Raw genomic sequence first — 24,954 nt, 5'->3', positions numbered from 1 at the left:
AGGAAAAGCACATTCGCGGTATATTTGCACCGCTAACCACGGTTTTGCCCCATATGCACAGGAGGAGCTCCGCCGCCTGTTCGGTGCGGTGAAGAGCACGCTGCTGCTGCCGGGCGAAATTTTCCTGGCCACACTTGAAGCGGAGCCTGAAGAAGTGTCGCGGGTATTGGCCGGCCAGCCGCCGATCTTCCTGCGGCATATTCAGCCGGTGCAGTTTCAGGACCAGGGGGACCTGTCTGCGCTGGGCCGGCTGGCTGTCTACCTGAGCCGGCGCAGCGGGCTTGAAGGCGAGAAGGTGGCGCTGCATGTCCGCAAAGGCCACAGCTCCTTCTGGCCGGACAGTCCGGGAGAACTGCGCGAATGGCTGCAGGAGCGGCTGCAGGACCTGGGCGCTGAGTTCACCGTCCAGGACCCGGCCTGGGTCATTTCCGTCTATGCGGACGGCGGGGCGCTGTATGCGGGTGTATCCCGTCCAGAGGAAAATTTGTCAAGCTGGAATGGAGGCATGATCCGCTTCCGCAAAGAGGATGGGCAGATATCCCGGGCGAAGTTCAAGCTGATGGAGGCGGAAAAGGAGTTCGCGATTCCGTTTCACAGCTTCCGGAATGCTGTGGATATCGGTGCCTCTCCCGGCGGCTGGACCTCGTTTCTGCTGGAGCGGGGGCTTAAGGTGACTGCCGTGGACCCGGCGCTCATGCACGAGTCGCTCCGCAAGAATCCTGCGCTGAAGATCCTGCGTAAAAATGCCGGAGACGTGAAATTCCCGGAGAATGAATTTGACTTGCTCGTCTGCGATATGAGCTGGAGCCCCAAGCTGATGGCCAAGCTGGTCACCGGGCTGCTGCACAGTCTGTCGCCCGGTGGAACGGCTATTGTCACCGTGAAGCTGATGCATAAGAAGCCGATGGCGGTAATCAAGGAAATTATCGCTATGTTCGAGAGCGAGCGGATGCAAATTCAGCGGGCCAAGCAGTTGTTCCACAACCGGGACGAAATCACTCTTTATATGATTAAATATTAACTATATAAATCTTTGCCGACGGGAAAGCATCCCGTTATCCGCGCAGCCGGTTGTATGCCGCTGTTGCATGGATAACGGGGAGCTTTCCCTTTTTGTTACTGATCAGAGAATGGAGGAGCAGAAAATGAATTTTGGAACAAGGCTCAGGGCTGGAATGATACTAGGGGACAGATACAGAATTGCCCGTAAAATCGGAATAGGGGGAATGAGCCATGTTTTTCTCGCAGAGGATTTGCGTCTGCCGGGGAAATGCTGGGCGGTGAAGGAGAGTATTGATAAAGAGGGGTCCTATGGGGATATCCAGGCGGAGGCCGAGTTGCTGATTTCGCTGAGCCATCCGCTGCTGCCGGGAGTTATTGATTTCTTCCCGCCGGACGGGGAGGGGTATTGCTATCTCGTGATGGATTATATCGAGGGTGTCACGTTAAGCGAACACCTTCTGGCGAACCCCGGGCCGCTGCCGGCGATCCGAATCCTTCGTTATGCCAAGCAGCTGCTGAATGTGCTGCATTACTTGCACGGGCATCAACCGCCCATTGTCCACCGCGACATGAAGCCCGGGAATATCATGCTGACCGGCTGCGATGAGCTGAAGCTGATTGATCTGGGCATCGCGCGCAGGCTTCGAAAAGGCGGGAATGAAGACACGGAAAAACTCGGGACAGCAGGGTTTGCCGCTCCGGAACAGTATGGAGCAGGGCAAAGCGAGCCTGCCTCCGATCTCTATGGTTTGGGGGCTCTGCTGCTGTATATGGCAACGGGGGGCCAATTCAGCCGCTGGCAGCCCGGACTGGAGGATAAGCTGCGGCGAACCGGACTGCCGGATGCACTGATTCCTGTGATCCGGCGCTTGCTGCGGCAGCATCCTGAAGAGAGGTATCCAAGTGCGGAAGCTGTCCTGCTTGCATTGGAGCCGATTGAAGTACAAGCTGAGCGGACATCCGGCACCAAATATAAGCTGAGCCCTTCTGCCGTACACCCTCCCAAACGGAAACCGGCGGTGGTTGCCCTACTTGGGACAGCTTCAGGTCTGGGTACAACCCATACTTCTTTGGCCGCGGGCAGCTGCCTGTCCCGGTCCGGTGCTGCCGCCTGGGTGGATTATGATCCTGCTTCCGCTGTATATGAACGAATCTGCAATCTGCTGGACAGGCCAGAAGAAGCCCATGTCCATGGAGCCGGCGGGAGCCCCGTGGCGTGGAGAGGGGTCCACTACTATAAGCGACCGCCTGAAGGTGATATTAGCTCCCTGCTGGGAGAATCGTATCGTTATGTGATTCTTGATTTAGGCACAGGCGGCTATGCGGGGGCGGTTGAAGAGTTTGCGGCCAGTGATATCCCGCTGCTCGTGGCTTCCGGCGCGGACTGGCGGCTGGAGGACACCCTGCATTGGCTGGCCCGCAGCGGGCTTGCGCCCCAGCCGAACTGGAGAATCTGCCTGCCGCTCTCCGGCCAGGCCGCTGCCGGTCTGCTGGGGGCCGCCTTGGGTGGCGTTGCGGTACACACCTTGCCGTATCAGCAGGACCCATTTCAGCAAAAAGGCAAGCTGACAGAAACACTTGAACGGCTGCTGAAGGAACAAACAACGGGATGGATGTTTGCAAAGCGTAGTGGTTTTTTCAGAAAAAGCTGAAAAACTAACCGTTTTTTCGCCGGACCTAGCTTTTTTAAGCATATTCCTGTTTCAGGGTGGCGCTTACATGTGCTAGAATGAATCATTGTATGTGCAGTTAGGACTGATTACCGCTTCATAGAATATAGACAGGAGCATATGGAGAATTTATGAGTTTACTTACAGTAGAAGACGTTTCGCATAACTTCGGAGACCGGCAGCTGTTCAAGAATGTATCCTTCCGGCTGTTGGCCGGAGAGCATGTAGGACTGGTAGGAGCGAATGGCGTCGGCAAGTCTACGCTGATGAATATTTTGACCGGCAAGCTGCTTAAGGACAGCGGCAGAGTGGAATGGACCCCGAAAGTCCGCTATGGCTATCTGGATCAGCATACGCTTCTTACCCCCGGCAAAACTGTACGTGACGTACTGAAGGAGGCCTTCCTGCCGCTGCTTGAGCTTGAGAATGAAATGATGGCCATTACCGGGAAAATGGGCGAGGCTGATCCTGAGGAGCTTGAGCTGCTGCTGGAGCAGATGGGTGAAATCCAGGAACAGCTGGATATCGGTGATTTCTATCTGATTGATGTCAAGGTAGAAGAAATGGGCAACGGCCTCGGTTTGTCGGCGATTGGACTAGACCGCGATGTATCGACATTAAGCGGCGGACAGCGCACAAAAGTTCTGCTGGCCAAGCTGCTGCTGGAGAAGCCCAATGTATTGCTGCTGGATGAGCCTACCAACTATCTCGATGTGGAGCATATTGACTGGCTGACGAACTATCTGAAGCAGTATCCGTATGCCTTCATCCTGATTTCCCATGATACTGAATTTATGAATAAAGTCGTGGGTGTGGTCTATCATCTGGAGTTTGCCAAGCTGACCCGTTATACAGCCAACTATGAGCGGTTCCTGGAAATGGCTGATATGAACAAAAGTCAGCATATCGATGCTTATGAGAAGCAGCAGGAGTTCATCAAAAAGCAGGAGGATTTCATCCAGCGCAACAAAGCGCGTGCCTCCACATCAGGGCGGGCCAAGAGCCGTGAGAAGCAGCTTGACCGGATGGAGCGGATTGACCGGCCAGAGGAAGCTGCGAAGCCTTCCTTCTCGTTCAAGGAGAGCCGGGCCAGCGGCAAAACGGTGTTCGAAGGCCTGGACTTCGAGATTGGCTACGACCGGCCGCTGCTGCCGAAGCTGAATATGACGATTGAGCGCGGCGAGAAAATTGCCATTGTCGGCTGCAACGGGATAGGCAAATCCACTTTGCTGAAGACCATACTTGGTGTAATCCCTGCTTACAGCGGAAAAACCTACCTTGGCGACTATCTGAATGCCGCCTACTTCCAGCAGGAGGTTAAGGCTGCAAATCTCACGCCTATCGACGATGTATGGAATGAGTTCTCCAGTCTGAACCAGCATGAGGTGCGTGCCCATCTGGCCCGCTGCGGCCTGAAAAACGAGCATATCACCCGTCCGCTGAGCATGCTGAGCGGGGGCGAACAGGCCAAAGTGCGCCTCTGCAAGCTGATGATGCGCGAGAGCAACTGGATTCTGTTCGATGAGCCTACCAACCACTTGGACGTTGTGGCCAAGGCGGAGCTGAAACGGGCGCTGCAGGAATACAAAGGCACGATTCTGCTGGTTTCCCACGAACCCGATTTCTACGAAGATTGGGTCACCAAGGTGTGGGATGTGGAGCAGTGGTCGGCACAGACAGTTTAGTATGAGCTGAAGCCGGAGAAGAGCGGCCCCCTGCCTCTCCTCTCGGGCTTTAAATATATGGGGGTGCCTTGAAATGAGTCAGATGGAACAGGAACAAGCTGCAGCTGCCCGGGAGCGCGGGCGGGACGGCCGCTATTCGCGCCAGGTAAGATTCACCCCTTTTGGAGCGGAAGGGCAGGCCGGACTTGCCCAATCGACCGTGCTCATCATCGGAGTGGGGGCCCTGGGGACAGGCATTGCCGAGACGTTGGCACGCTGCGGTACAGGACGCATTATCCTGGCGGACCGAGATTACGTCGAGTGGAGCAATCTCCAGCGCCAGCAGCTCTATACGGAAGAGGATGCCCGGGAGCGCATGCCCAAGGCTGCTGCGGCCAAGGCGAGGCTTGAGCGCATCAACTCGGAAATTACGATTGAAGCCCGGGTGCTGGATGTGCGCGCCGAAGAACTGGAGAGCCTGCTTCCGGGAGTGGATCTTATCATGGATGGCACAGATAATTTTGACACCCGGCTGATTATCAACGATATGGCCCAGAAGCACGGCATACCCTGGATTTATGGAGCTTGTGTCGGCAGCTATGGCATAACCTTTACGGTTCTGCCGGGTGAAACGCCATGTCTGAACTGTCTGCTCGGTGCTGTGCCGCTTGGCGGAGATACCTGTGACACAGCAGGCATCCTGCCCCAGGCGGTGCAGCTGGTGACTGCGAATGCTACTGCAGAGGCGCTCAAGCTGCTTGGGGGCCGTCCGGAGCAGCTCAGGGGCAAGCTGCTGTCGTTCGATGTATGGCGCAATGAGCATCAGGAGATCGGCGTCAAGGCCGCCAAAAAGGACAGCTGTCCTTCCTGCGGCAGCCATCCGGTTTATCCGTATCTGACGGCGGCCAATACAGAGCGCAGTGATGTGCTGTGCGGCAGGGATACCGTGCAAATCCGCCCGGCGCAGCGCCGCCAGCTGAATCTGCAGGAAACGGCTGCAAGGCTTGCAGGGCTCGGCAGCGGCAAGGTTGAGAGCAATCCGTATTTAGTATCTTTTACGGAAGAGCCTTACCGGATGGTCGTTTTTGGAGATGGACGGGCCTTGATTCATGGAACCAGTGATATTGCAGCTGCCCGCAGCTTTTATCACCGGTATTTTGGCTAATATAAATCATTCAACATGATTCAGGCCAATTGGGACCATTCCCCGGAATGGTCTTTTTGCATTAGGGGAACAATAAGCCCATTCTGCAGCGGCATGGCTGCAAAGCTGATTGGATGCGGGGGATTACCGTGAATGAGATTATTGCCTGGTTTGTACCCCGGCAGCCGGCTGATGTCCGTGAAACCCTGGAAGCGAGCCGGGATAGGGAAGAACGAATGAAGCTGCAGCAGGCGCTGCAGGAGCTTGGCGTCCAAACGGCAATAAGCGAAGATCTCGAGGATCTTCGCTTATTGCTGTCCAGAGTGGAGCCTGCACTGCTGATCGCGGATCTGAATCATGCTGCAGCGTGGGCTGGATGGAGTTTGGTGTCGGATCTGAGGGAACAGGGGAAACGGCTTACTGTAATGGTGCTTTCGGATGGCAGATATGGCGAGGAGGCGGCAGCGGCTTTTGAGGCGGGTGGCAATGAGTATATGGTGAAGCCCGTACATACCGGTGAGTTCAAATGCAGAGTGGATAATTTAATGAGACTTACAGGCCGCCGCCGCGGCCTTTCATCTCTGCTGAAGGTAGATGGCCTGGTCCTTGATCCTACACGCAGGCTGGTGCTGCGGGATGGGACCGAGCTGAAAATGACGCCCAAAGAGTTTGACCTGCTCTATTATCTGGCAATGCATCTGGGGGAGGTCTGTCCCCGGGAAGATATTCTAAAGCAGGTTTGGGATTATCATTTTCATCCGGACACCAACGTAGTCGATGTCTATATCAGACATATCCGGCTAAAGGTGGACAAAGGCCATAAGAATAAATTGATTCATACCGTGCGCGGAACCGGGTATGTACTGCGCGCGCCGGAAGGCGCGCCAGATGCTGACACTAATCTCTGATCCATGCAGGCCGCTTTTTGAACCGCTGTAAAAGATCTGAAAGGGGTCTCTTACGAGCTGTTACAGTACGCGGCGTGCTTTCAGGTAGGTTCTTTTCCAGTTGCCGGAGTTAAGATCGGAGATGGTTACACCCGGTGAGCCGTAAGTGTGAAGAATTTTACCATTTCCAATATAGACGGCTACGTGAGTTACATTTGAACCGTTAGCTCTGCTGCCGCTGGAGAAGAATACCAGATCGCCGACCTTCAAATTTGCTTTGGACACGGCTTTTCCGACTTTGGATTGGGCCGAAGAAGTGCGGGGCAGTTTCACGCCGTATTTGCCGAAAATATATTTGGTGAACGAGGAGCAGTCAAAAGTACGGGTTGATGAAGTAGATGCACCGAACTCATAACGCACGCCCATATATTTTTTACCGAGATTCACAATTTTTTGTCCTGTAGAGGAGGACACGGATGCGGCAGCAACCGGTGCTGTACCGGCTCCAGTAGCCATCAGAGTGCTCAGGCCGATCGTGGTGCACATCCCTACTACAATTGCCTGCTTAAACCATTGCTGTTTCTTCATGTTGTAATTCCTCCCAATTAATATCTAAATGTCTATCTTCTTGCCTGTTCGTAGTATAGCAGGTTATGAATCTCCTATATTTTGGAGCATAGGGCTCAAAGCCAGGCGGGGACTGAACTGGAAGCGCTTTATTAAAATCTCATTAAAAGTTACAAAATATTAATATTTTTAAGTATATACAAGTCAAAAAAAGCCGGAAAAGCCCCATGGAGCAAGGGGATTCCCGGATTTACACTTTTGAAACAAAGGTTACAGCGCTGTCTTCAAATGTATGTATCAATCCTTGCTTTGAATAATCAGGAGCAGTCCGCTTTCGATAGAGACCGTTCCGCGTTCTGCCGTCAGAATGTTGCTCACGCCCAGAGATTGCCCCAGTTTCAGAGTGGCACCTGTCAGCGGATATTGAAAGCCTTCAAGCGTAATACCAGTCACTTCGGGTGTCAGCGGCAGCAGGGAAACATAGGTATATCCCAAGTCATGAATCTCTGTGTGGGAGCCGGTCAGTGTAATGTAGTTATGTGTATCCATCACCGAGCAGTGTACCTGGCGCTGCAGCGCTCTTGTCATCATTTGAATACTGGCGAGGGTGTGGTCAATCCGTGTTCCCGTCACTCCGAACAGCAGTATGGATTCCGGCTGGGTTCCGAGTGCCAGATCCAGCGCCATTTCACTATCTGTTAAATCCTTGTCAACGGGATCGCATGTGATGGTTTTTTTACTTCCCGCCTCGATCTGGTGAAGAGCCTCCGGGGGGACGGAATCGAAATCACCCACTGCAATATCCGGCTCAACCCCATGCGTAATCAGGAATAATGCTCCCCGGTCTGCTCCGATTACAAAATCCTCTTCATCTAATAGCGACAAGTACTCCGCCGACAGATCTCCCCCGGCAAAAATAACAACCCGTTTGGTTGGCATAGGAACCTCCTTATTGGTGACTGTATAGTTAGTTTTCCAAAGACCAAGTATAATGCAGATCGAATAGTTGTACAATTGCGCCCCGCCGCGCTAAAATAAATACAGTACATATTATGTACATATAAGAGAATAAAAAACGTTGCCGGAGGTGAGAAGAATCGTTAACGTGCTGTTTGTATGTCTGGGCAATATTTGCCGCTCGCCGATGGCTGAGGCTGTTCTTCGCCATAAGATCCTGAAGCTGGGATTGTCAGAACAAATCGCTGTAGATTCAGCGGGTACCGGGGACTGGCATGTCGGCAAAGGGCCGCATGAAGGAACCCGGCGTATTCTTGATCAGCAGGGAATCAGCTACGAGAATATGAAGGCGCGTCTTGTGAGCAGTGATGATTTCAGGGACTTTGATTATATGATCTGTATGGACAAGTCCAACGGAGAGAATGTGCGCAAAATTCCCGGCGGCCGGAACGCGGACCTGCTGTTTTTCATGGACCTGTTGCCTGAGGAGGAGCTGAGGGAAGTGCCTGACCCTTATTTTACCGGGAATTTCGAGGAAGTCTACCGGCTGATCTCTGCCGGCTGTGATGTGCTGCTGAATCGGATCATTAAGGAAAAGCTCTAGAAGAATACTTGTGAGCGTGCCATGCTGATAAGAAGCCGTCCTTAAAAATAAAGGACGGGCACCTTGTGCCCATCCTTTATGAAAGCGCGAACATGCAGGGGAGATACATACGTCCTTAGGATGTTCACTTTTTTTGTCTTTCAAAGTTGTTTTATTTGTTTAAGAAATAGAGTAGCGATTCCGGCAGCTCCTTCTGCCAGAATCCCCAGAGATGGCGGCCGTCTTTCTCCCGGTAAGAAACGGTTGCCCCGCGTGACTCCAGCAGAGACCTGGTATCCCGGTTCATCTGCACAAAATCGTAGACGCCCGTATCGGTGGTATATTCGGTTTCCTGCAGTCCAACCACCATGTTGATATCCAGCCAGGAGAGGTCTTCTTCCTGTGCAAGGATTTCGCGTGTCTGCGGATAATAGGCGCCAGAAAGGCTCAGTACACGGCTGAACAGGCTGGGGTAGGCCAACGCGAGATGCAGCGAGACACTGCCGCCAAGCGAATCCCCTGCGATAATCCGTTCCTCCCGTGTGCGGCGGACCGGATAATTATGTTCAATGAAGGGAATAATCTCTTCGGCAAAGCATGAAAGGTACTGCTTGAACCGGTTCCCGAAGGGGGCGTATTCTTGAGTGCGCACAGCTACATTCACTTCAACGCCTACTATAATGAAGGGTTCAATATCCTGCTCCAGGATCAGTTGGCCGGCAAGGGTTGCGATCCGGCCGAAGTTGAAAAATTCTTCCCCGTCCTGGCAGTAGATCACAGGATAACTCAGAACCTCATTATAACCGGGCGGAAGATAGATGCGCAGTTTGCGCTCTTCCTGGAGATGCTCGCTCCACACAGTTTGTTTCACAATTGTACGTTTCAGAAAAACAGGCTCGCTCATTGCTCAATCGTCACCTTTCTTGTCGAATTTTGCATTAGTCTTCGGGTTGCGTTAAAATTACCCAAGCAGTAGATGTGTTAAATATCATTTACTTGCTAAATAAATGTCTATCTGTTATAGAACATTTATAATCCTGTTATACATACAAAATTTATGAAAACATAAATTTTATGCGTATTTCTTTGACGAAACAGATAAAACAGGTGTATAATAATTCTATAACAGAGGACACTGATATTCAAATTTTTTTATTGAGGTGAAGATGATGACTAAAGTTCCTTACGAAGTGTACACAGAGGACGTGGAGGCCCTTTCGGTGCTTTCCCCCGACGGAGAAGTTATCAATAAGGATAAAATGCCTGCACTTACCGACGATCAATTGAAAGAAATCATGTATCGTATGGTGTTTACCCGGACTTGGGATGACCGCGCCGTGAATCTGGGCCGTCAAGGCCGCCTTGGTTTCTATGCGCCGGTGTCCGGCCAGGAAGCCACTATGATCGGCAGTGAATTCGCGCTTCAGAAGGAAGATTTTGTCTGCCCGGGTTACCGTGATATTCCACAGCTGGTGTGGCATGGACTTCCATTATACCAGGCTTTCCTATATTCACGCGGCCATCAGCATGGCGGACAGATTCCTGAAGGTGTAAATGTGCTTATGCCGCAGATTATCATCGGTGCGCAGATTTTGCACGCTACAGGGATTGCAATGGGCTTCAAGCTGAAGAAGCAGCAGAATGTTGCCATCACCTACACTGGTGACGGCGGTTCCTCCGAAGGCGACTTCTACGAAGGCCTGAACTATGCCGGACGCTTCAAACTGCCGGTAATCTTCTTCGTACAAAACAATGGCTATGCCATTACTACACCGTTCGCGAAACAGACCGCTGCCAAGTCGATCGCCCACAAAGCGGTTGCAGCAGGTATTCCCGGCATCAAGGTTGACGGCATGGACGTTTTCGCTGTTATCTCTGCTGTTCAAGAAGCTGCAGAACGCGCCCGCAAAGGTGAAGGCGCTACGCTGATTGAAGCTGTAACTTACCGTTTCCGTCCGCATTCCCTGTCCGATGACGCCAGCAAATACCGTTCTAAGGAAGAAGAAGGCCAGTGGAACGAGAAGGACCCGATTGCCCGTCTTGCCAAGTATTTGGAGAAGAAGGGCCTCTGGACCGAGGAAGACACGCTGCGTGTCAGAGAAGAAGCGAAGGCTACTGTAAACGAGCAGATCAAGAAAGCAGAGCAAACCGAAAAAATGACCGTTCCCGGCTTGATCGACAGCATGTTTGAGGTAACTCCGAAACATCTGGAAGAACAAAAAGCCGATTTTGAATAAGGGGGATATCAGGCAATGGCACAAATGAATATGAAAGAAGCAATTCGTGACGCAATGCGCGTTGAACTGAACCGTGACCCGGGCGTTCTGATCTTCGGGGAAGACGTTGGTAACGTTGGTGGCGTATTCCGTGTAACGGAAGGCCTGCAGAAAGAATTTGGCGAGGATCGCGTATTTGATACTCCGCTGGCTGAATCCGCAATCGGCGGTCTGGCTTTTGGTCTGGGTGTTCAAGGCTTCCGTCCAATTGCCGAAATCCAGTTCGTTGGTTTTATCTTTGAGGCACTTGACCAAATCGTCGTTCAGGCAGCCCGTCTGCGCTGGCGTTCCGGGGCAGATTCAATGCTCCTGTAGTGTTCCGCACTCCATTTGGCGGCGGCGTCAAAGCGGCCGAGCTTCACACTGATTCCCTGGAAGGGCTGATCGCCCAAAGCCCGGGGATCAAGGTAGTCATTCCTTCCAATCCATACGATGCCAAGGGACTGCTGATCGCGTCTATCCGTGACAATGACCCTGTATTCTTTATGGAGCATTTGAACCTCTATCATGCATTCCGCGCAGAAGTGCCGGAAGGTGAATATACCGTTGAGCTGGGCAAAGCCAATGTGGTCCGCGAAGGCTCCGATGTCTCGATCATCACTTACGGTCTGATGGTACATACTGCTACCAAAGCGGCCGAACAGCTTGAGAAAGACGGCATCAAAGCCGAAATTATCGACCTGCGCACGGTCAGCCCGATTGACATCGACACCATTGTCGCTTCCGTGAAGAAGACGAACCGCGCCATTGTGGTTCAGGAAGCGCAGAAGAGCTCCGGTGTAGCCGCCGAGGTTATCGCACAAATCAATGAAAAAGCTATTCTCCATCTCGAAGCTCCGGTGCTTCGCGTTGCAGGACCTGATACCGTTTATCCGTTCGCGCAAATCGAGGATACCTGGATTCCTACCCCTGCACGTGTAATCGCAGCTGTGAAGAAAGTAATGGAATTCTAAGAATACTTCTGCAGCCGTCCTTATGTAAGGGCGGCAGTGTTCATAAACTTTTAGGAGGTCATTAAGGTGGCAAAATTTGAGTACCGGTTCCCTGAGCTGGGCGAAGGTTTGCATGAAGGCGAAATTATCAAAATGCATATCAAAGCCGGCGACAAAGTAACCGATGACGATATCGTAATGGAAGTACAGAATGACAAGGCTGTAGTGGAAGTTCCTTGTCCGGTCAACGGCACAGTCCTGGAAGTGTTCACCAAAGACGGCCAAGTCTGCCGCGTAGGCGAAGTGGTAGCCATCATTGATGCTGAAGGCGATATTCCTGAGCAGGAAGGCGGCCATGCTGAAGCCCAGTCCACTCAAGAAGCGGATGCAGCCAAAGGCGGAGCAGACACTACTTCTTCTCCAGCTACAAGCAGCCCGGCGAATTTTGAATATAAGTTCCCTGAGCTTGGTGAAGGTCTGCATGAAGGCGAAATTATCAAGATGCATATCAAAGCAGGGGACAAAATTACCGACGATGATATCATCATGGAAGTGCAGAATGACAAGGCAGTAGTGGAAGTTCCTTCCCCGGTCAACGGCACGGTGCTGGAAGTATTCGCCAAGGACGGTCAGGTCTGCCGTGTAGGCGAAGTGGTAGCCATCATTGCCGCAGAAGGCGATGTGCCACAGCAGGAAGGCGGCCATGCTGAAGCTCCTGCTGCCCAGACAGCAGCTCCGGCAGCAGCGGCAGCACCAGCAGCGGCTCCAGCGCCTAACCGTGATGTGCTGGCTACGCCAAGTGTACGCAAGTTTGCCCGTGATCAAAGCGTTGACATCTCCAAGGTGAACGGCACCGGCAAAAACGGCAAGATTACCCATGAAGATGTGGAAGCCTTCCTGAAGGGCGGTGCTGCAGCGCCAGCGGCGGCTCCGGCAGCAGCGGCTTCTGCTCCGGCAGCACCGGCAGCTGAAGCTCCAAAAGCCAAGGCACCAGCGGCAGCAGCAGCTTCCGGCAACGTTAGCCTGGAAGAAGAACGGGTTCCGTTCAAAGGCATCCGCAAAGCAATTGCCAACGCCATGGTTAAATCGGCATACACTGCACCTCATGTTACCATCATGGACGAAGTGGATGTTACCGAGCTGGTAGCTTTCCGTGCCCGCATGAAGCCAGTTGCCGAGAAGAAAGGCGTGAAGGTTACTTACCTTCCGTTCATCGTGAAGGCACTTGTTGCAGCTTCCCGTCAGTTCCCTGCGCTTAACGCCACTATTGACGAAGCGGCCAATGAAATTGTCTACAAGAAATACTACAACATCGGTATCGCAACTGATACAGACAACGGCCTGATCGTGCCTGTAATCAAAGACGCTGACCGCAAGAGCATCTGGATGATCGCTAGCGCGATTACGGATCTGGCTCTGCGCGGACGTGACGGCAAGCTCGCACCGAACGAGATGAAAGGCAGCACGATTTCGATCACTAACATCGGTTCTGCCGGCGGTATGTTCTTCACTCCGATCATCAACTTCCCTGAAGTGGCGATCCTGGGTACCGGACGCATCACCGAGAAGCCGGTTGTTAAGAATGGCGAGATCGTAGCAGCTCCTGTAATGGCACTGTCCTTGAGCTTTGACCACCGGATCATCGATGGCGCAACAGCACAGAACTTTATGAATTACATTAAGACCCTGCTTGCAAATCCTGATATGTTAGTTATGGAGGTGTAATAAATGGTAGTCGGAGACGCTTCAATCGAAATCGACACATTGGTTATTGGTGCAGGTCCCGGCGGGTATGTGGCGGCAATCCGTGCCGCCCAGCTCGGCCAAAAGGTCCTGATCGTGGACAAATCGGAACTCGGCGGCGTATGTTTGAACCGCGGCTGTATCCCTTCCAAGGCGCTGATCTCAGCAGCACATCAGTATGAAGCAGCACAGCACGGTGAGGTTTTCGGGGTTACTGCCGAGAACGTCAAAGTAGACTGGGCGAAAACGCAGGAATTCAAAAACGGCGTGGTCAAAAGAATGACCACCGGCGTAACCAGCCTGATGAAAGGCAACAAAATTGAGGTGTTCAGCGGTGAAGCCATGTTTATCAGCGCAAACGAAGCCCGTTTGTTCAATGAGCATGAGTCCCCGCGCTACAAGTTCAACAACTGCATCATCGCTACAGGTTCGCGCCCGATTGAGCTGAAGCCTTTCCCGTTCGGCGGACGTATTCTGTCTTCAACCGAAGCGCTTGAGCTGCCGGAAATTCCGAAGAGCATGATCGTGATCGGCGGCGGTTATATCGGTGCAGAGCTTGGTCAAATGTACTCGAAGTTCGGCACTAAGGTAACTATCATTGAAGGTCTGGATACCGTTCTGCCAGGCTTTGATAAGGATATGACCCGTCTGGTTGCCAAAAACATGGCAAAAACAGGCATCGAGATCGTAACCAATGCCAAAGCTGAAAGTGCGGTTCAGAACGACAAGGAAGTTACTGTGAAGTACTCCGTAGGCGGAGAGTCCAAAGAAGTTACTGCAGATTACCTGCTGGTTACGGTTGGCCGCCGTCCGAACACGGATGGAGAACTGGGTCTGGATCTGATCGGCATTGAACTGGACGAACGCGGACTGATCAAGGTTGACCATCAGGGCCGTACCAACATCCCTAACATTTATGCGATCGGCGATATTGTTCCAGGTCTGGCTCTGGCGCACAAAGCCTCCTACGAAGGCAAAGTTGCTGCAGAAGCCATCTCCGGACACAAATCCGTAGTGGACTACAAAGTAATCCCGGCTGTCGTGTTCACAGATCCTGAATGCTCCAGCGTAGGCCTGACTGAGAAAGAAGCGAAGGACAAAGGCTACACCGTAAAGAGCGGCAAGTTCCCGTTCGCAGGCAACGGCCGTGCGGTATCCCTGAACAGTCCGGAAGGCTTCATCAAGATTGTGGCTAACAGCGAGAACAACCTTGTACTCGGCGCGCAAATCGTCGGTATTGAAGCATCCAACCTGATTGCTGAGCTGGGACTGGCGATTGAAATGGGCGCTACGCTCGAAGATATCGCATTGACCATCCACGCGCATCCGACCCTTGGCGAAATCGTTATGGAAGCCGCTGAACTGGTAGAAGGCCACCCGATTCACGTCGTGAAATAATAATTTACACGTTTGTCTACAAGCAGAGTAAAGAGGATGTTCTTCAGAGCCGTTAATGGGCTGCTGGGAGCATCCTCTTTTTCCATATCATGGGGTTAACCCCTATTGGCGCAGGACGGATCTTATTTCTTCTAAAAAAAAGGCGAAAGCAGCCGGGCGAAAACTTCCTTCATTTTTTGCTGGGGTGGCCGCTTTTCAAATTCAGATTGTACAATCTCATTGCTTACACTAAGATCTGTAAAAAAATCATCCGTCAAACGGTTCACGATCTTCCTGTCGAAAAAGACTGCGTTCAACTCGAATTGGTCGCAAAAGCTGCGCAGATCCATATTTGTGCTGCCGGAGCAGGCGAGGTCATCTGAAATCAATACTTTGGCATGGAGAAATCCTTGCTGATAGCAATAAAAGCGCACCCCGGCCTGGAGCAGTTCCTGAACATAGGATAAAGAACAGTTATAAACAAGTTTTTTATCAGGGGTGCCGGGAATGATGATGCGAACATCAACACCACCCATGACGGCTGTTTTTATGGCCAACAGGACACCGGGATCAGGAATGAAATATGGCGTTTCTATATAAATTCGCTGCTTCGCCGAAATGATCAGTGTGAAAATAAGCTCCAGGATTGTTTCATCGGGACCACTCTTCACGATTTGTACAATGTCTCTTCCGTGGCTTTCCTGTACGGGAACATAACTGGAATCGGTGAGCAATTGACCCTTAACCACATACCAATCGGTCAAAAAGGTATATTGGATCCACAGAACGGCATCGCCTTTCATACTGAAATGAGTGTCCCGCCAATAACCAAAGGAAGGGTCCTTCCCCAAGTATTCATCTCCGATATTTAAACCGCCCAAAAAACCGATTTTCCCGTCGACGACGACGATTTTACGATGATTCCGGTAGTTGAGCTGCCTTTGAAAAAAAGTGACCAGCGGAGGGGAAAAACAACCGATTTCCACGCCAGCCTCCCGCAGCTGTTTAATAAAAGCCTTTCCCAAACGTCTGCTGCCAATCCCGTCATATAAAAGCCGAACGTAAACCCCTTCCTGTGCTTTTTGAATCAGCAGCTGCTTAAATTGAATACCAAGCTCATCATCACGGATAATGTAGAACTCCAGATGAATATGATGTTTGGCCGCAGCAATCGACTCCAGCATCGCTTTAAAGGCGTGTTCGGATTCAGCGTATACTGTTGTCTCATTGCAAGCGGTGATGGGGAGATTCAGTTTATTTTGGACTATATGTTGAAGTTTTTTATTTTTTGAAACCGTTTCCGCCAGCCCGTTAGCCGGTATCCGCTGGTTGCATCGATAAATGAGCTCTGCTTTGAACGATTCCCGCTGGTTATACTCATTCTGGCTAAGGATACGGTGGCGGGTATATCTTTTGGCAATAAAATAATACGGCAGGAAGCCGACCAACGGGATCATAAATAAGATCATTACCCAAGCTACTGCTTTGTCCGGGCGGCGGTATTCGGTAATGATAATAGCCATGATTTGGATGATCAATACTAAGAAAGCCAGAATGATCCAAGGCAATGGTGAGATCTCCCTTTCAAAAGTGTTTGATGTATCGGACCGTTCAAACTATTTTTGCCCTCTATAATCCAAACCATCCAAGTATTATAAAAAAAGCATTTATTGTATAAACTAAGCAGGATGTGAATTGGATAAGGAGTAATGATATGAGTCACATGATTCAAGGTCGGGATTCTCTAATTATTGGCATTGATGTAGGCTCAACGACCGTCAAGGCCACAGTGGTAGATCCTGAAAGCAAGCAAATCCTGTGGTCGGATTATCAGCGCCATCATACAAAACAGGCGGAAAAGGTTCTGGAAATGTTAATGGACATTGGGAGTGAATTTCCGGATATAGAGCAGGAGAACATTCGCGTGTTTGCGACGGGTTCCGGCAGCGGGCCTATTGCTCCCCATATCGGAGCGAAATTCGTACAGGAGGTCAATGCGGTTACCATGGCTGTAGAGCAGCTTCATCCTGACGCCGGCAGCGTGATTGAACTTGGCGGACAAGATGCGAAGATCATTATTTTTAAAAAAAATGAGGAAACAGGCCGTAAGCAAGCTTATACCTCTATGAATGATAAATGTGCATCCGGCACCGGTGCCATGATCGACAAATGTCTGATCAAGGTGGGGATGCCTATGGGGAGCATGGGAAAGCTGCACTTTGACGATTCAAAATTGCACCATGTGGCCGCAAAATGCGGGGTATTTGCCGAAACGGATATTGTCAATCTCGTCAAAAGCGGCATTCCTTCACCAGAGATTATGTGTTCGCTGGCGGATGCCATCGTGATGCAGAATCTTTCCGTTCTCACCAGGGGCAATACCCTGAGGCACCATGTTTTGCTGCTGGGCGGGCCGAATACCTACTTAACCTTCCTGCAGGAATGCTGGCGTAAGCGGATCCCTCAGACCTGGCAGGAACGGGGATACGATTATCCGAAAGACATCCCCGTCCAGGAGCTGATTTATGTTCCGGAGCATTCACAGTATTATGCAGCCTACGGGGCGGTCCTGTACGGGATGTACGAGCCCATGGATACCGGTGCCTATCTGGGAGTAAAAGGGCTTAAGGAATTTATTGCCCACGGGCGGCAAGCCAGACTCAGCGGGAAAGCCGGTCCGCCGCTGGTGAACAGCGGCAACGAACTCGAACAATTTCAGCGGCAATACAACATCCCCGGATTTACAATGGCAGCCTTCACCCCAGGGCAGAAGGTGAAAGCGGTGATCGGTCTTGACGGTGGCTCCACTTCATCCAAAGCTGTTCTGATTGATGATCAGGGAGAAATTCTGCTGAAAGAATATCAGCTCTCCAAAGGGAATCCGCTTGAGGATACAAAAGAAATGTTAAAGCGGATCCGGGATAAGGTAGAGGGGCAGGAAGCCGATTTGGAGATTATCGGCTTTGGCGCCACGGGTTATGCTGCGGATGTTCTGGAAAAGACATTAAGGGCTGACGTCAATATAGTGGAGACCGTTGCCCATATGACAAGCGCCGTTCACCAATTCGGCGACATCGATGTGATCTGTGACATCGGCGGGCAGGACATTAAGGTGCTTTTTCTGAAAAACAGGGATATCCGCAATTTCAAGCTGTCTAATCAATGCTCCGCCGGGAACGGGATGCTGCTGCAGGCGATGGCGGATCAGTTCGGTATTCCGGTTCAGGAGTATGCGGATACGGCCTTTGGCGCAGCATTGAGCCCTAAATTTTCCTATGGCTGTGCAGTATTCCTGGACGCGGACCGGGTGAATTTTCAGAAGGAGGGGTTTTCCAAAGAGGAAATGCTCGCCGGACTCGCTCTGGTTCTGCCGAAAAATATATGGCAGTATGTGGTCCAGATTCCGCGTATGGCTGAACTTGGCCGCAAGTTCGTCCTGCAGGGCGGAACCCAATACAATTTGGCTGCAGTCAAGGCCCAGGTTGATTATATCAAACAGCGGGTTCCGGGTGCCGAAATATACGTCCATCCGCATCCGGGAGAAGCGGGGGCCATTGGCGCGGCCATGGAAACCTTGCGCGTGGTGAAGCGCCGGGGGTACTCCACCTTCTTGGGACTGAATACCGTCATCGATCTGCGTTATGAAAGCCGCAATGACGAATCGACCCGCTGTCAATTTTGTCCCAACCACTGCAGCCGCACCTTTATTGACTCCAAGACACCGGATGGGCAAACGGCGCGGTACATTTCCGGTTTCTCCTGTGAAAAGGGGACGGTGGAAGACAAGGAAGCGGTCATCAAAATCACAAGAGAGCGGCAGGAACTGAAAAAACAGTTTCCCAACCTTGTGGAATACGAGGCCCGCCGCATGTTTCAGCATTTTTACGATGCGGAGCCTCTTCCGGAACCGGGCTTGCCGATGGATGGTGTCCGGCTGAAACGGGGTTGGCCTCAGTTCGGCGGAAGGCGTACAAGACCGGATCAACGTCCGTTTGCGCGTTCTTCCACCGGGGCAATGAAGCGGCGCAGCCGGATCCGTATCGGGATTCCGCGGGTACTAAACATTTGGTCTACTGCACCTTTCTGGCGGTCCTATTTCGAGACATTGGGCATTGATGGCCGCAATATTGTGTTTAGCGATCAAACGAGCGGGGAAATGTGGCAGGAAGGCGGTAAATACGGCTCGATCGATCCATGCTACCCTTCGAAAGTGGCCCAAGCCCATGTTCACAATCTGCTGTTTAAGCACCATGAGCAGCAATCGCTGGATTATATCTTCTTCCCGTGTATCACCCACATCCCGACGTATGTACAAAATGTAATGGATTCGGCCAGCTGTCCAATAGCCGCCGGGGCCCCGAATGTGATCAAGGCTGCCTTTACCAAAGAAGTGGATTTCTTCAGGGCGAGAGGAATGGTCTATCTGGATCCGGCGGTTACGTTCACCGAGCCGAACTTGTTAAAGAGTCAGTTGTATGAAGCCTTTGGAGAACACTTGCAAATCACCCGGGATGAAAGCGACTTTGCCGCAATGCAGGGCTGGAACGCGATGGAGTTGTTCGATACAGAAATGCAAGAGAAGGGCCGCATCATTCTGGAGCAGGTTGAGCGGGATAACCGCCTTGCCATTCTGATGATCGGGCGTCCCTACCACTCCGATCCGGGCCTGAATCACAGTGTGCTTGAAGAATTTCAGGTACTCGGCTATCCCATTTTGTCCATGCGCTCCATTCCCAAAGACGAGACGTGGCAGAACCGCTTTTTCAGCGATGATCTGAACAGCGGGCGGGTGAAACAAGCGCTTGAAGTCAGCGATGTATGGCCGGAAAATTTCAGTTCCAACAGCGTGCAAAAAGTGTGGGCGGCCAAGTTCGCTGCGCGCCATCCCCATGTGGCTGTGCTGGACTTGTCCAGCTTCAAATGCGGGCATGATGCCCCCACTTACGGGCTGATCGACTCGATAATTTCTGCTGCGGGGACTCCGTACTCGGCTTTGCATGATATCGATGCCAACAAACCGAGCGGTTCGATCAAAATCCGGGTGAAGACGTATGCTCACAGTCTGGGGCTTCATGAAGAGCGTCTGCAGGATTTGGCCCGCAAAAAAGCAGAGCTGCAGCAGCGCCTGGAGTTATTCAGAGTACAAAACGGATGAAGGAGTAATCAATGATGTCTGCTCCCGAAGAAAAGCTATCGAACTTTCAGAAAGAACAAGAAGAAGCGTTAGGCTTGGGTCTTGAAAACAGAAGCCAGTGGTTTGATCCCGTTCCGCATCCATTTATGGCCAAAGATAAATCCGCCACGACCCTTCTTTTCGGAGGGCTGACGATGGTTCACGATGATTTGGTGGAGGCGGCGCTAAAAGGATTAGGCTATCGGGTGAAGCATTTGGAATGTCCGGACAATGAGTCGCTGCGCTACGGCAAAGAGTTCGGCAACCGCGGGCAATGCAACCCGAACTACTTCACGGTAGGCAATTTAATTAAATATCTGCATTACCTTCATGATGTGGAAGGCAAATCGAAGGAAGAGATTATCGGCAGCTACCTCCTCGTTACCAGCGGTTCCTGCGGCCCCTGCCGCTTCGGCACCTATGTCACGGAGTACCGGAAGGCCTTGCGCGATGCGGGATTTGAGGGATTCCGGGTGCTGCATTTCCAACAGACGGATGGGCTAAAACAGGTGCACGGCAGCGGATCGGCACTGAAGCTCAATATTCCGTTTTTTATCAGCCTCCTGAAGGCTGTTTTATTGGGGGATATTATCAATGCGCTGGCTTACCGTATCCGTCCTTATGAGGTCGAGCCGGGTTCAACAGACGCAGCTCTGGAACGGTGCAAACAGTATATATATGATGCGTTAAGCGAGCGTAAGCGGCTGGAGCCGGCGTTGATTAGGAGCCGCAGGGAACTGCAGACCGTACGGGTGGACCGCAGCAGAGTCAAACCGAAGGTAAGCATTATTGGCGAGTTTTGGGCGATGACCACCGAGGGAGACGGGAACTACCAGCTGCAGCGCTTTTTAGAAAGCGAGGGAGCCGAGGTGGAGGTGCAGCCGTTGACGGCTTGGATCTTGTTCCTCATCTGGTCAGGCCGCTTTGATACCTTAAAGAGAATTCATCTGCGTGAAGCCGATGCCGGGAAAAATGGACTAAAAGGAAAGCACCCCTTCCTGCATCTGCATATGTTAGGGCTGGCTGACCGTGTCCTTCGTGTGATGTTCCAGACCTATGCCCAAATCATCGGCCTGTATCATTACGGTCTGCCCGATATGGAAGAGATCGCCGAGGTTGCCCATGAACACTATAATAATCATCTGCGCGGCGGAGAAGGGCATATGGAGGTGGGAAAGCTGATCCTGAATGTAGCCAAGCAGAAGGCGAACATGACGATTTCAGTCAAGCCTTTCGGATGCATGCCGTCTTCCGGCGTTTCTGACGGGGTGCAGTCTCTGATCACCGAAAGATATCCCGATGCCATCTTTCTGCCGATCGAAACAACAGGCGATGGTGCTATCAACGTCTACAGCCGGGTGCAGATGATGCTTTTTAAAGCGAAGCAGACAGCGCAGAAGGAATTTGACGAAGCCGTAAGGAAAAAAAGCCTGACGTTCGAACAGCTTCAGAAAAAGAAGGGTTTAACATCTGCCCGTCCGCTGCATACAAGCCGTCATGTGGTTGCCTGCTCGGCGGCAAATTGGGTATATAGCAAGCGAACTTTTGGATAAATCAAAAGGGACTGCCTTAAGTCATGGATGACTTACGGACAGTCCCTTTCTTCATCAGGAATCAGTTTATAGTGCTTGAGCTTAGAGCTTCTTCACCAAGCATTTGACTCGCCGCGGGGTGTTCAGCAACGTGAACGGACAGATCTGCCGGGATTGAAGCAAACGATTCTGCCTCTTTTTGAATAGGCTTATGTTTGAGCGCGGCTGTAAAAAAGATTTCGTTGTAGAGAAGGCCTTTCCTGAACTTTGTAATCACTTGATATTTATATTGCTGACGTTTGAACAGCTGCAGATATTCATCCTCACTGCGGATAAACTCACCGTTATCATACTGCTTCATGAACCAGTTGTTGAGTTTGTGCTGCGGACATAAATATGGCTCGATGACAATCATTGTTCCTTCAGGCTTCATTACTCGGCTGAATTCATTCAGATACCCGGTAATTTGTTCGTTCGAAATATGGTGCAGCACCGCGATGATGAAAATAAAATCCACAGTTTGATCGGGTATCGGGATATGCTTTTCGTCAAAAACCATAAAAGTATGGTTCGGATGCAACTGTTTGGCAAATTGTACTCTTTTGGCATCCGGATCAATACCGTAATAATGATCTGCATCGCATATGGAACAGTTTGCTCCGGTTCCGCAGCCAAAATCCAGAACGGCTTTATTTTCTAATGAGAAACGGCTTTTGATACGCTCGTGAATATATTTATTGGTGAACCATTGTGGGCGTACAAACCTGTGATACAAGCCCGGGGACAAATACATAAGGTTGAACTCACCGCCATTTCATTGATTTTGAATATAGTTTACTTAGAATGTCCCAGAATAATACAAGGAATCAATCTTCCTAACATGGTCAGAATAACACCAGGATTTTCATGACATAATAAACATTAAGTAGGTGAACTGTTATGAAGAAAAAAATGAGCCGGATTTTGCTGTCGGTCTTTATATTGACCATAGTTATTGGATGCCAAAACCCGAAACCTAAAGAACAAGACTTAATGCGGATAAAATCCGCTGCTGATGTAAATACGAAGAAAGTTATTTTACTAATGGCAGACACTTTAATGGCTCAGTCAATCGACAAAGGAATCAAAGCTCAAGAGCTCCCTGCCTTGAAATTCCTGATCGATCACGGGCAATATTATAAAGACCTGGTCAGTTCTTTTCCTACGATGTCCGTCACGATCGACAGTTCGCTGCTCACCGGAAAGTATCCGGATGTTCACCGTGTACCGGGTCTGACTTGGTATTCTGCGGAGAGTAAGAAAATCATCAATTACGGGACTGGACCGCTGGAAGTGCTCGGACACGGAATTCATCCGGTGCTGACCGATGCGCTGATTCATTTGAACGGGAGCCATCTGAACCGGAATGTGCCTACCATCTATGAAGATTTAGCGCGGCAAGGATTGAAGTCGGGGTCAATAAATGGCCTGATTTACCGGGGAGCATCGGATCATAAGTTGTCGATTCCTGGCTGGATTCAAGGCACGGCTTCTTTGCCGAAAGAAATTCAGGTGAAAGGACCGGACTTGTTATCTCTGGGTTCGTTGTCCAACCCGTTTGAAGGGGTGGAAAATTTGCCCGATGGACTAACGAACCGGTTGGGGATGAATAATAATTTCGCTATAGATGCCGTGAAGCATTTGATACAAACCCATAAATTGCCGGATTTTTTATTTGTCTATTTACCCGATTTGGACCAAAAGCTGCATAAAAAAGGCCCCACGGATTTAAATGGGGTCAAAAAGCTGGATCAGCAGCTTGGTTCATTGTTGAAAACGTTTGGTTCACCGGAAAAGGCGTTGAAGGATGCGGTTATCATTGTCATAGGGGACAGCGGAATGACACCAATTCTGCCCGCTGGACAAAATCCGGTAATCGACCTGCCGGCTTTGCTCGCAGATGCCCGGGTTTTGCGTCCGGGTGAAGACGTGTCAGAGGAGACAGAAATCATTCTGGCTGTCAATGAAACCATGGCCTATGTGTATTCATTAAAAGCAGACCGTTCCCTTAGTGATGTTGCAGCTGTATTGAAAGATGACCCGCGCATCGATTTCATTGCCTGGAAAGAAAAAGAATGGGTCAATGTAATGCAGGGATCAACAGCCAAACTGCTCAAATTCAAAGCAGGGGGCACCCTGACCGATGAGTACAGGCAGTCATGGACTGTCGGACAGAACAGTGAGGTGCTGGATATAAAGGTGAATGCTGCAGCTCATTCACTGGATTACAATGAGTATCCCGATGTGTTGAAGCGACTATCAGGTGCGCTCCATTCGCACAAAGGCGAATTTTTGGTGGTTACCGCAAAACCGGGATATGAATTGGCAGACAAAGCTTCACCGACGCATAAAGGCGGAGGAGGGCATGGTTCCATCCGAAAAATGGAATCCCTTGTTCCTTTAATTATCGGCGGAACGGATCAAAAACCCGAATATTTACGAATGGTCGACTTAAAGGCTTATTTGCTTAGCCTTTTGACACAGAAGACTCATAACGGTGAATAAACTGGCTGATTAACCCGTTCACTTGACCCGCTGCTTTCGTAGGAATCTGGTGCTTGGTTTCTTTTATAAAAACAAGCTCGCTTCTTGGCAATCGCTTTTGCAGCAGCTGGGCGTATGGATGGAATAGTGTGTCCCTTTCACCATAAACCAACAAGACAGGGTGATGAATTTTGCCCAATCGGGCAGTACAGTTATAATGCAAACTGTAATGATAATACTGCGCAGCGTTTTTAGCGTTTGCTCTTTTAGCATCGTTAAATAATGAGCGCAATAATGACAGCTTAGTTTTTGCTTGATTCCACGAAATGGAAAGGGCAATGGCACCGACCGCGCCGATACGGGACAAGAAGAGTCCTCTTGCTATTCTGTTTCTTAACTTTTTGTCGCTTACTTCCGACATCCCGCTAATTACAATTCCGCCCAGTGCCCGCTCGGGACAGGTTAACAGAAAATCGAGCACAACCGAGCCGCCGGTGGAGTAACCGCACAAAAATGCTTTTTCGATCTTCAACTGATCCATTAACTGCCGGATATCCTCTACAACTAACGGATAAGTAATCTCTTCCCTGGAAGGTTCGCTGTTGCCGTGACCGCGGATATCAAAAGAAACCGTTCGGAAATCCGCCGACAATGGCTTCATTTGGTATAGAAAATTCAAACATGTCAATACCGGAGGATGGATGAATATAATCGGTGTTCCTTGTCCACAATCTGCATAATACATGCTGTATCCGTTGATATAGGTTTGGGGCATTGGATAACACCTTCTTCACATTAACGATTTGTCTTCGTCATAAACATGCATTCCGCCTAAATACAAACAGCCGGTGTATCAGCTGCCCGGCTGTTTAAGTGTGCTGCTGTAAATTGTACTTAGAATATTCTTCGTACGGGCTGAACCAT

At 50.8% G+C, this 24,954-nt stretch carries 18 protein-coding genes and 1 pseudogene; 13 read left to right on the top strand and 6 right to left on the bottom strand.

Annotation, left to right across the window (positions count from 1 at the left end; genetic code table 11):
- Nucleotides 1-22: 22 nt before the first annotated feature.
- The 5 genes from JI735_RS26200 to JI735_RS26180 all read left to right on the top strand — a co-directional run bounded on the left by JI735_RS26200 (nt 23) and on the right by JI735_RS26180 (nt 6,388).
- Entirely contained in the window at nt 23-1,021 is a 999-nt protein-coding gene (locus JI735_RS26200) for an SAM-dependent methyltransferase (protein ID WP_202677692.1), read from the top strand.
- A gap of 124 nt (nt 1,022-1,145) precedes the next feature.
- A complete protein-coding gene (locus tag JI735_RS26195; RefSeq protein WP_202676587.1) occupies nt 1,146-2,654 on the top strand; it encodes a serine/threonine protein kinase in 1,509 nt (502 codons plus the stop codon).
- A 149-nt stretch (nt 2,655-2,803) separates the two neighbouring features.
- Nucleotides 2,804-4,357 carry a ribosomal protection-like ABC-F family protein gene (abc-f, locus tag JI735_RS26190; protein ID WP_202676586.1) on the top strand — a complete coding sequence of 518 codons (1,554 nt, stop codon included), beginning with the start codon at nt 2,804-2,806 and terminating at the stop codon, nt 4,355-4,357.
- A 73-nt stretch (nt 4,358-4,430) separates the two neighbouring features.
- A complete protein-coding gene (locus JI735_RS26185) occupies nt 4,431-5,501 on the top strand; it encodes a ThiF family adenylyltransferase (RefSeq protein WP_269847198.1) in 1,071 nt (356 codons plus the stop codon).
- 128 nt (nt 5,502-5,629) lie between these two features.
- Nucleotides 5,630-6,388, top strand: coding sequence for a winged helix-turn-helix domain-containing protein (locus JI735_RS26180; protein ID WP_051051978.1), 759 nt, complete (start codon nt 5,630-5,632; stop codon nt 6,386-6,388).
- Between the two features lie 60 nt (nt 6,389-6,448).
- Here the strand turns inward: JI735_RS26180 and JI735_RS26175 are convergent, their stop codons facing one another.
- Nucleotides 6,449-6,955 (bottom strand): C40 family peptidase, encoded by a 507-nt coding sequence (locus JI735_RS26175; protein WP_039836765.1) that lies wholly within the window; start codon nt 6,953-6,955, stop codon nt 6,449-6,451.
- A 276-nt stretch (nt 6,956-7,231) separates the two neighbouring features.
- Nucleotides 7,232-7,873: a thiamine diphosphokinase gene (locus JI735_RS26170; RefSeq protein ID WP_039836764.1), complete on the bottom strand. Its 642-nt coding sequence runs from the start codon at nt 7,871-7,873 to the stop codon at nt 7,232-7,234.
- A gap of 157 nt (nt 7,874-8,030) precedes the next feature.
- Here JI735_RS26170 and JI735_RS26165 point away from each other — a divergent pair, with 157 nt between their 5' ends.
- The gene (locus tag JI735_RS26165) at nt 8,031-8,495 is read left to right on the top strand and encodes a low molecular weight protein-tyrosine-phosphatase (RefSeq protein WP_039836767.1); all 465 of its coding nucleotides are present in this window, start codon (nt 8,031-8,033) and stop codon (nt 8,493-8,495) included.
- A gap of 151 nt (nt 8,496-8,646) precedes the next feature.
- Here JI735_RS26165 and JI735_RS26160 read toward each other — a convergent pair whose 3' ends face one another.
- Complete coding sequence (locus JI735_RS26160; RefSeq protein ID WP_039836763.1) at nt 8,647-9,378, bottom strand: alpha/beta hydrolase; 732 nt, start codon at nt 9,376-9,378, stop codon at nt 8,647-8,649.
- A 265-nt stretch (nt 9,379-9,643) separates the two neighbouring features.
- On the opposite strand from JI735_RS26160, the gene pdhA reads away from it, so the two are divergent.
- From pdhA to lpdA, 4 genes and pseudogenes are all read left to right on the top strand, one after another.
- A complete protein-coding gene (gene pdhA / locus JI735_RS26155; protein WP_039836762.1) occupies nt 9,644-10,711 on the top strand; it encodes a pyruvate dehydrogenase (acetyl-transferring) E1 component subunit alpha in 1,068 nt (355 codons plus the stop codon).
- Between the two features lie 15 nt (nt 10,712-10,726).
- Nucleotides 10,727-11,703: pseudogene (locus JI735_RS26150) on the top strand (alpha-ketoacid dehydrogenase subunit beta).
- Between the two features lie 66 nt (nt 11,704-11,769).
- Complete coding sequence (locus JI735_RS26145; protein ID WP_202676585.1) at nt 11,770-13,407, top strand: 2-oxo acid dehydrogenase subunit E2; 1,638 nt, start codon at nt 11,770-11,772, stop codon at nt 13,405-13,407.
- A gap of 3 nt (nt 13,408-13,410) precedes the next feature.
- Nucleotides 13,411-14,823, top strand: a complete 1,413-nt coding sequence (gene lpdA / locus JI735_RS26140; RefSeq protein WP_039836754.1) for a dihydrolipoyl dehydrogenase — start codon at nt 13,411-13,413, stop codon at nt 14,821-14,823.
- Nucleotides 14,824-14,954: 131 nt separating this feature from the next.
- Here lpdA and cls read toward each other — a convergent pair whose 3' ends face one another.
- On the bottom strand, nt 14,955-16,370 hold the full coding sequence (gene cls, locus JI735_RS26135; protein ID WP_039836753.1) for a cardiolipin synthase: 1,416 nt from the start codon (nt 16,368-16,370) through the stop codon (nt 14,955-14,957).
- A 146-nt stretch (nt 16,371-16,516) separates the two neighbouring features.
- On the opposite strand from cls, the gene JI735_RS26130 reads away from it, so the two are divergent.
- Entirely contained in the window at nt 16,517-19,957 is a 3,441-nt protein-coding gene (locus JI735_RS26130) for a BadF/BadG/BcrA/BcrD ATPase family protein (RefSeq protein WP_039836752.1), read from the top strand.
- A 14-nt stretch (nt 19,958-19,971) separates the two neighbouring features.
- A complete protein-coding gene (locus JI735_RS26125) occupies nt 19,972-21,528 on the top strand; it encodes a 2-hydroxyglutaryl-CoA dehydratase (RefSeq protein ID WP_039836758.1) in 1,557 nt (518 codons plus the stop codon).
- Between the two features lie 61 nt (nt 21,529-21,589).
- Here JI735_RS26125 and JI735_RS26120 read toward each other — a convergent pair whose 3' ends face one another.
- A complete protein-coding gene (locus JI735_RS26120; protein WP_233476070.1) occupies nt 21,590-22,282 on the bottom strand; it encodes a class I SAM-dependent methyltransferase in 693 nt (230 codons plus the stop codon).
- Nucleotides 22,283-22,590: 308 nt separating this feature from the next.
- Here JI735_RS26120 and JI735_RS26115 point away from each other — a divergent pair, with 308 nt between their 5' ends.
- Nucleotides 22,591-24,051 carry an alkaline phosphatase family protein gene (locus JI735_RS26115; RefSeq protein ID WP_325175544.1) on the top strand — a complete coding sequence of 487 codons (1,461 nt, stop codon included), beginning with the start codon at nt 22,591-22,593 and terminating at the stop codon, nt 24,049-24,051.
- Here JI735_RS26115 and JI735_RS26110 read toward each other — a convergent pair.
- A complete protein-coding gene (locus tag JI735_RS26110) occupies nt 24,014-24,805 on the bottom strand; it encodes an alpha/beta fold hydrolase (RefSeq protein WP_039836751.1) in 792 nt (263 codons plus the stop codon). The two genes, JI735_RS26115 and JI735_RS26110, sit on opposite strands and share 38 nt — an antisense overlap.
- Between the last annotated feature and the right edge of the window lie 149 nt (nt 24,806-24,954).

The organism is Paenibacillus sonchi (assembly GCF_016772475.1).
Lineage (GTDB): Bacteria > Bacillota > Bacilli > Paenibacillales > Paenibacillaceae > Paenibacillus_AQ > Paenibacillus_AQ sonchi.
The sequence above is the reverse complement of the archived record's forward strand: the minus strand, read 5'-3'. Positions and strand labels throughout refer to the sequence as shown.

Bases quoted from the DNA above. Each gene is read 5' to 3' on its own strand.
- JI735_RS26110 (WP_039836751.1), bottom strand. From the start codon at position 24,805: ATGCCCCAAACCTATATCAACGGATACAGCATGTATTATGCAGATTGT.
- JI735_RS26170 (WP_039836764.1), bottom strand. From the start codon at position 7,873: ATGCCAACCAAACGGGTTGTTATTTTTGCCGGGGGAGATCTGTCGGCG.
- lpdA (WP_039836754.1), top strand. From the start codon at position 13,411: ATGGTAGTCGGAGACGCTTCAATCGAAATCGACACATTGGTTATTGGT.
- JI735_RS26160 (WP_039836763.1), bottom strand. From the start codon at position 9,378: ATGAGCGAGCCTGTTTTTCTGAAACGTACAATTGTGAAACAAACTGTG.
- JI735_RS26125 (WP_039836758.1), top strand. From the start codon at position 19,972: ATGTCTGCTCCCGAAGAAAAGCTATCGAACTTTCAGAAAGAACAAGAA.
- pdhA (WP_039836762.1), top strand. From the start codon at position 9,644: ATGACTAAAGTTCCTTACGAAGTGTACACAGAGGACGTGGAGGCCCTT.
- JI735_RS26175 (WP_039836765.1), bottom strand. From the start codon at position 6,955: ATGAAGAAACAGCAATGGTTTAAGCAGGCAATTGTAGTAGGGATGTGC.
- JI735_RS26130 (WP_039836752.1), top strand. From the start codon at position 16,517: ATGAGTCACATGATTCAAGGTCGGGATTCTCTAATTATTGGCATTGAT.
- JI735_RS26115 (WP_325175544.1), top strand. From the start codon at position 22,591: ATGGCAGACACTTTAATGGCTCAGTCAATCGACAAAGGAATCAAAGCT.
- JI735_RS26195 (WP_202676587.1), top strand. From the start codon at position 1,146: ATGAATTTTGGAACAAGGCTCAGGGCTGGAATGATACTAGGGGACAGA.
- abc-f (WP_202676586.1), top strand. From the start codon at position 2,804: ATGAGTTTACTTACAGTAGAAGACGTTTCGCATAACTTCGGAGACCGG.
- JI735_RS26185 (WP_269847198.1), top strand. From the start codon at position 4,431: ATGAGTCAGATGGAACAGGAACAAGCTGCAGCTGCCCGGGAGCGCGGG.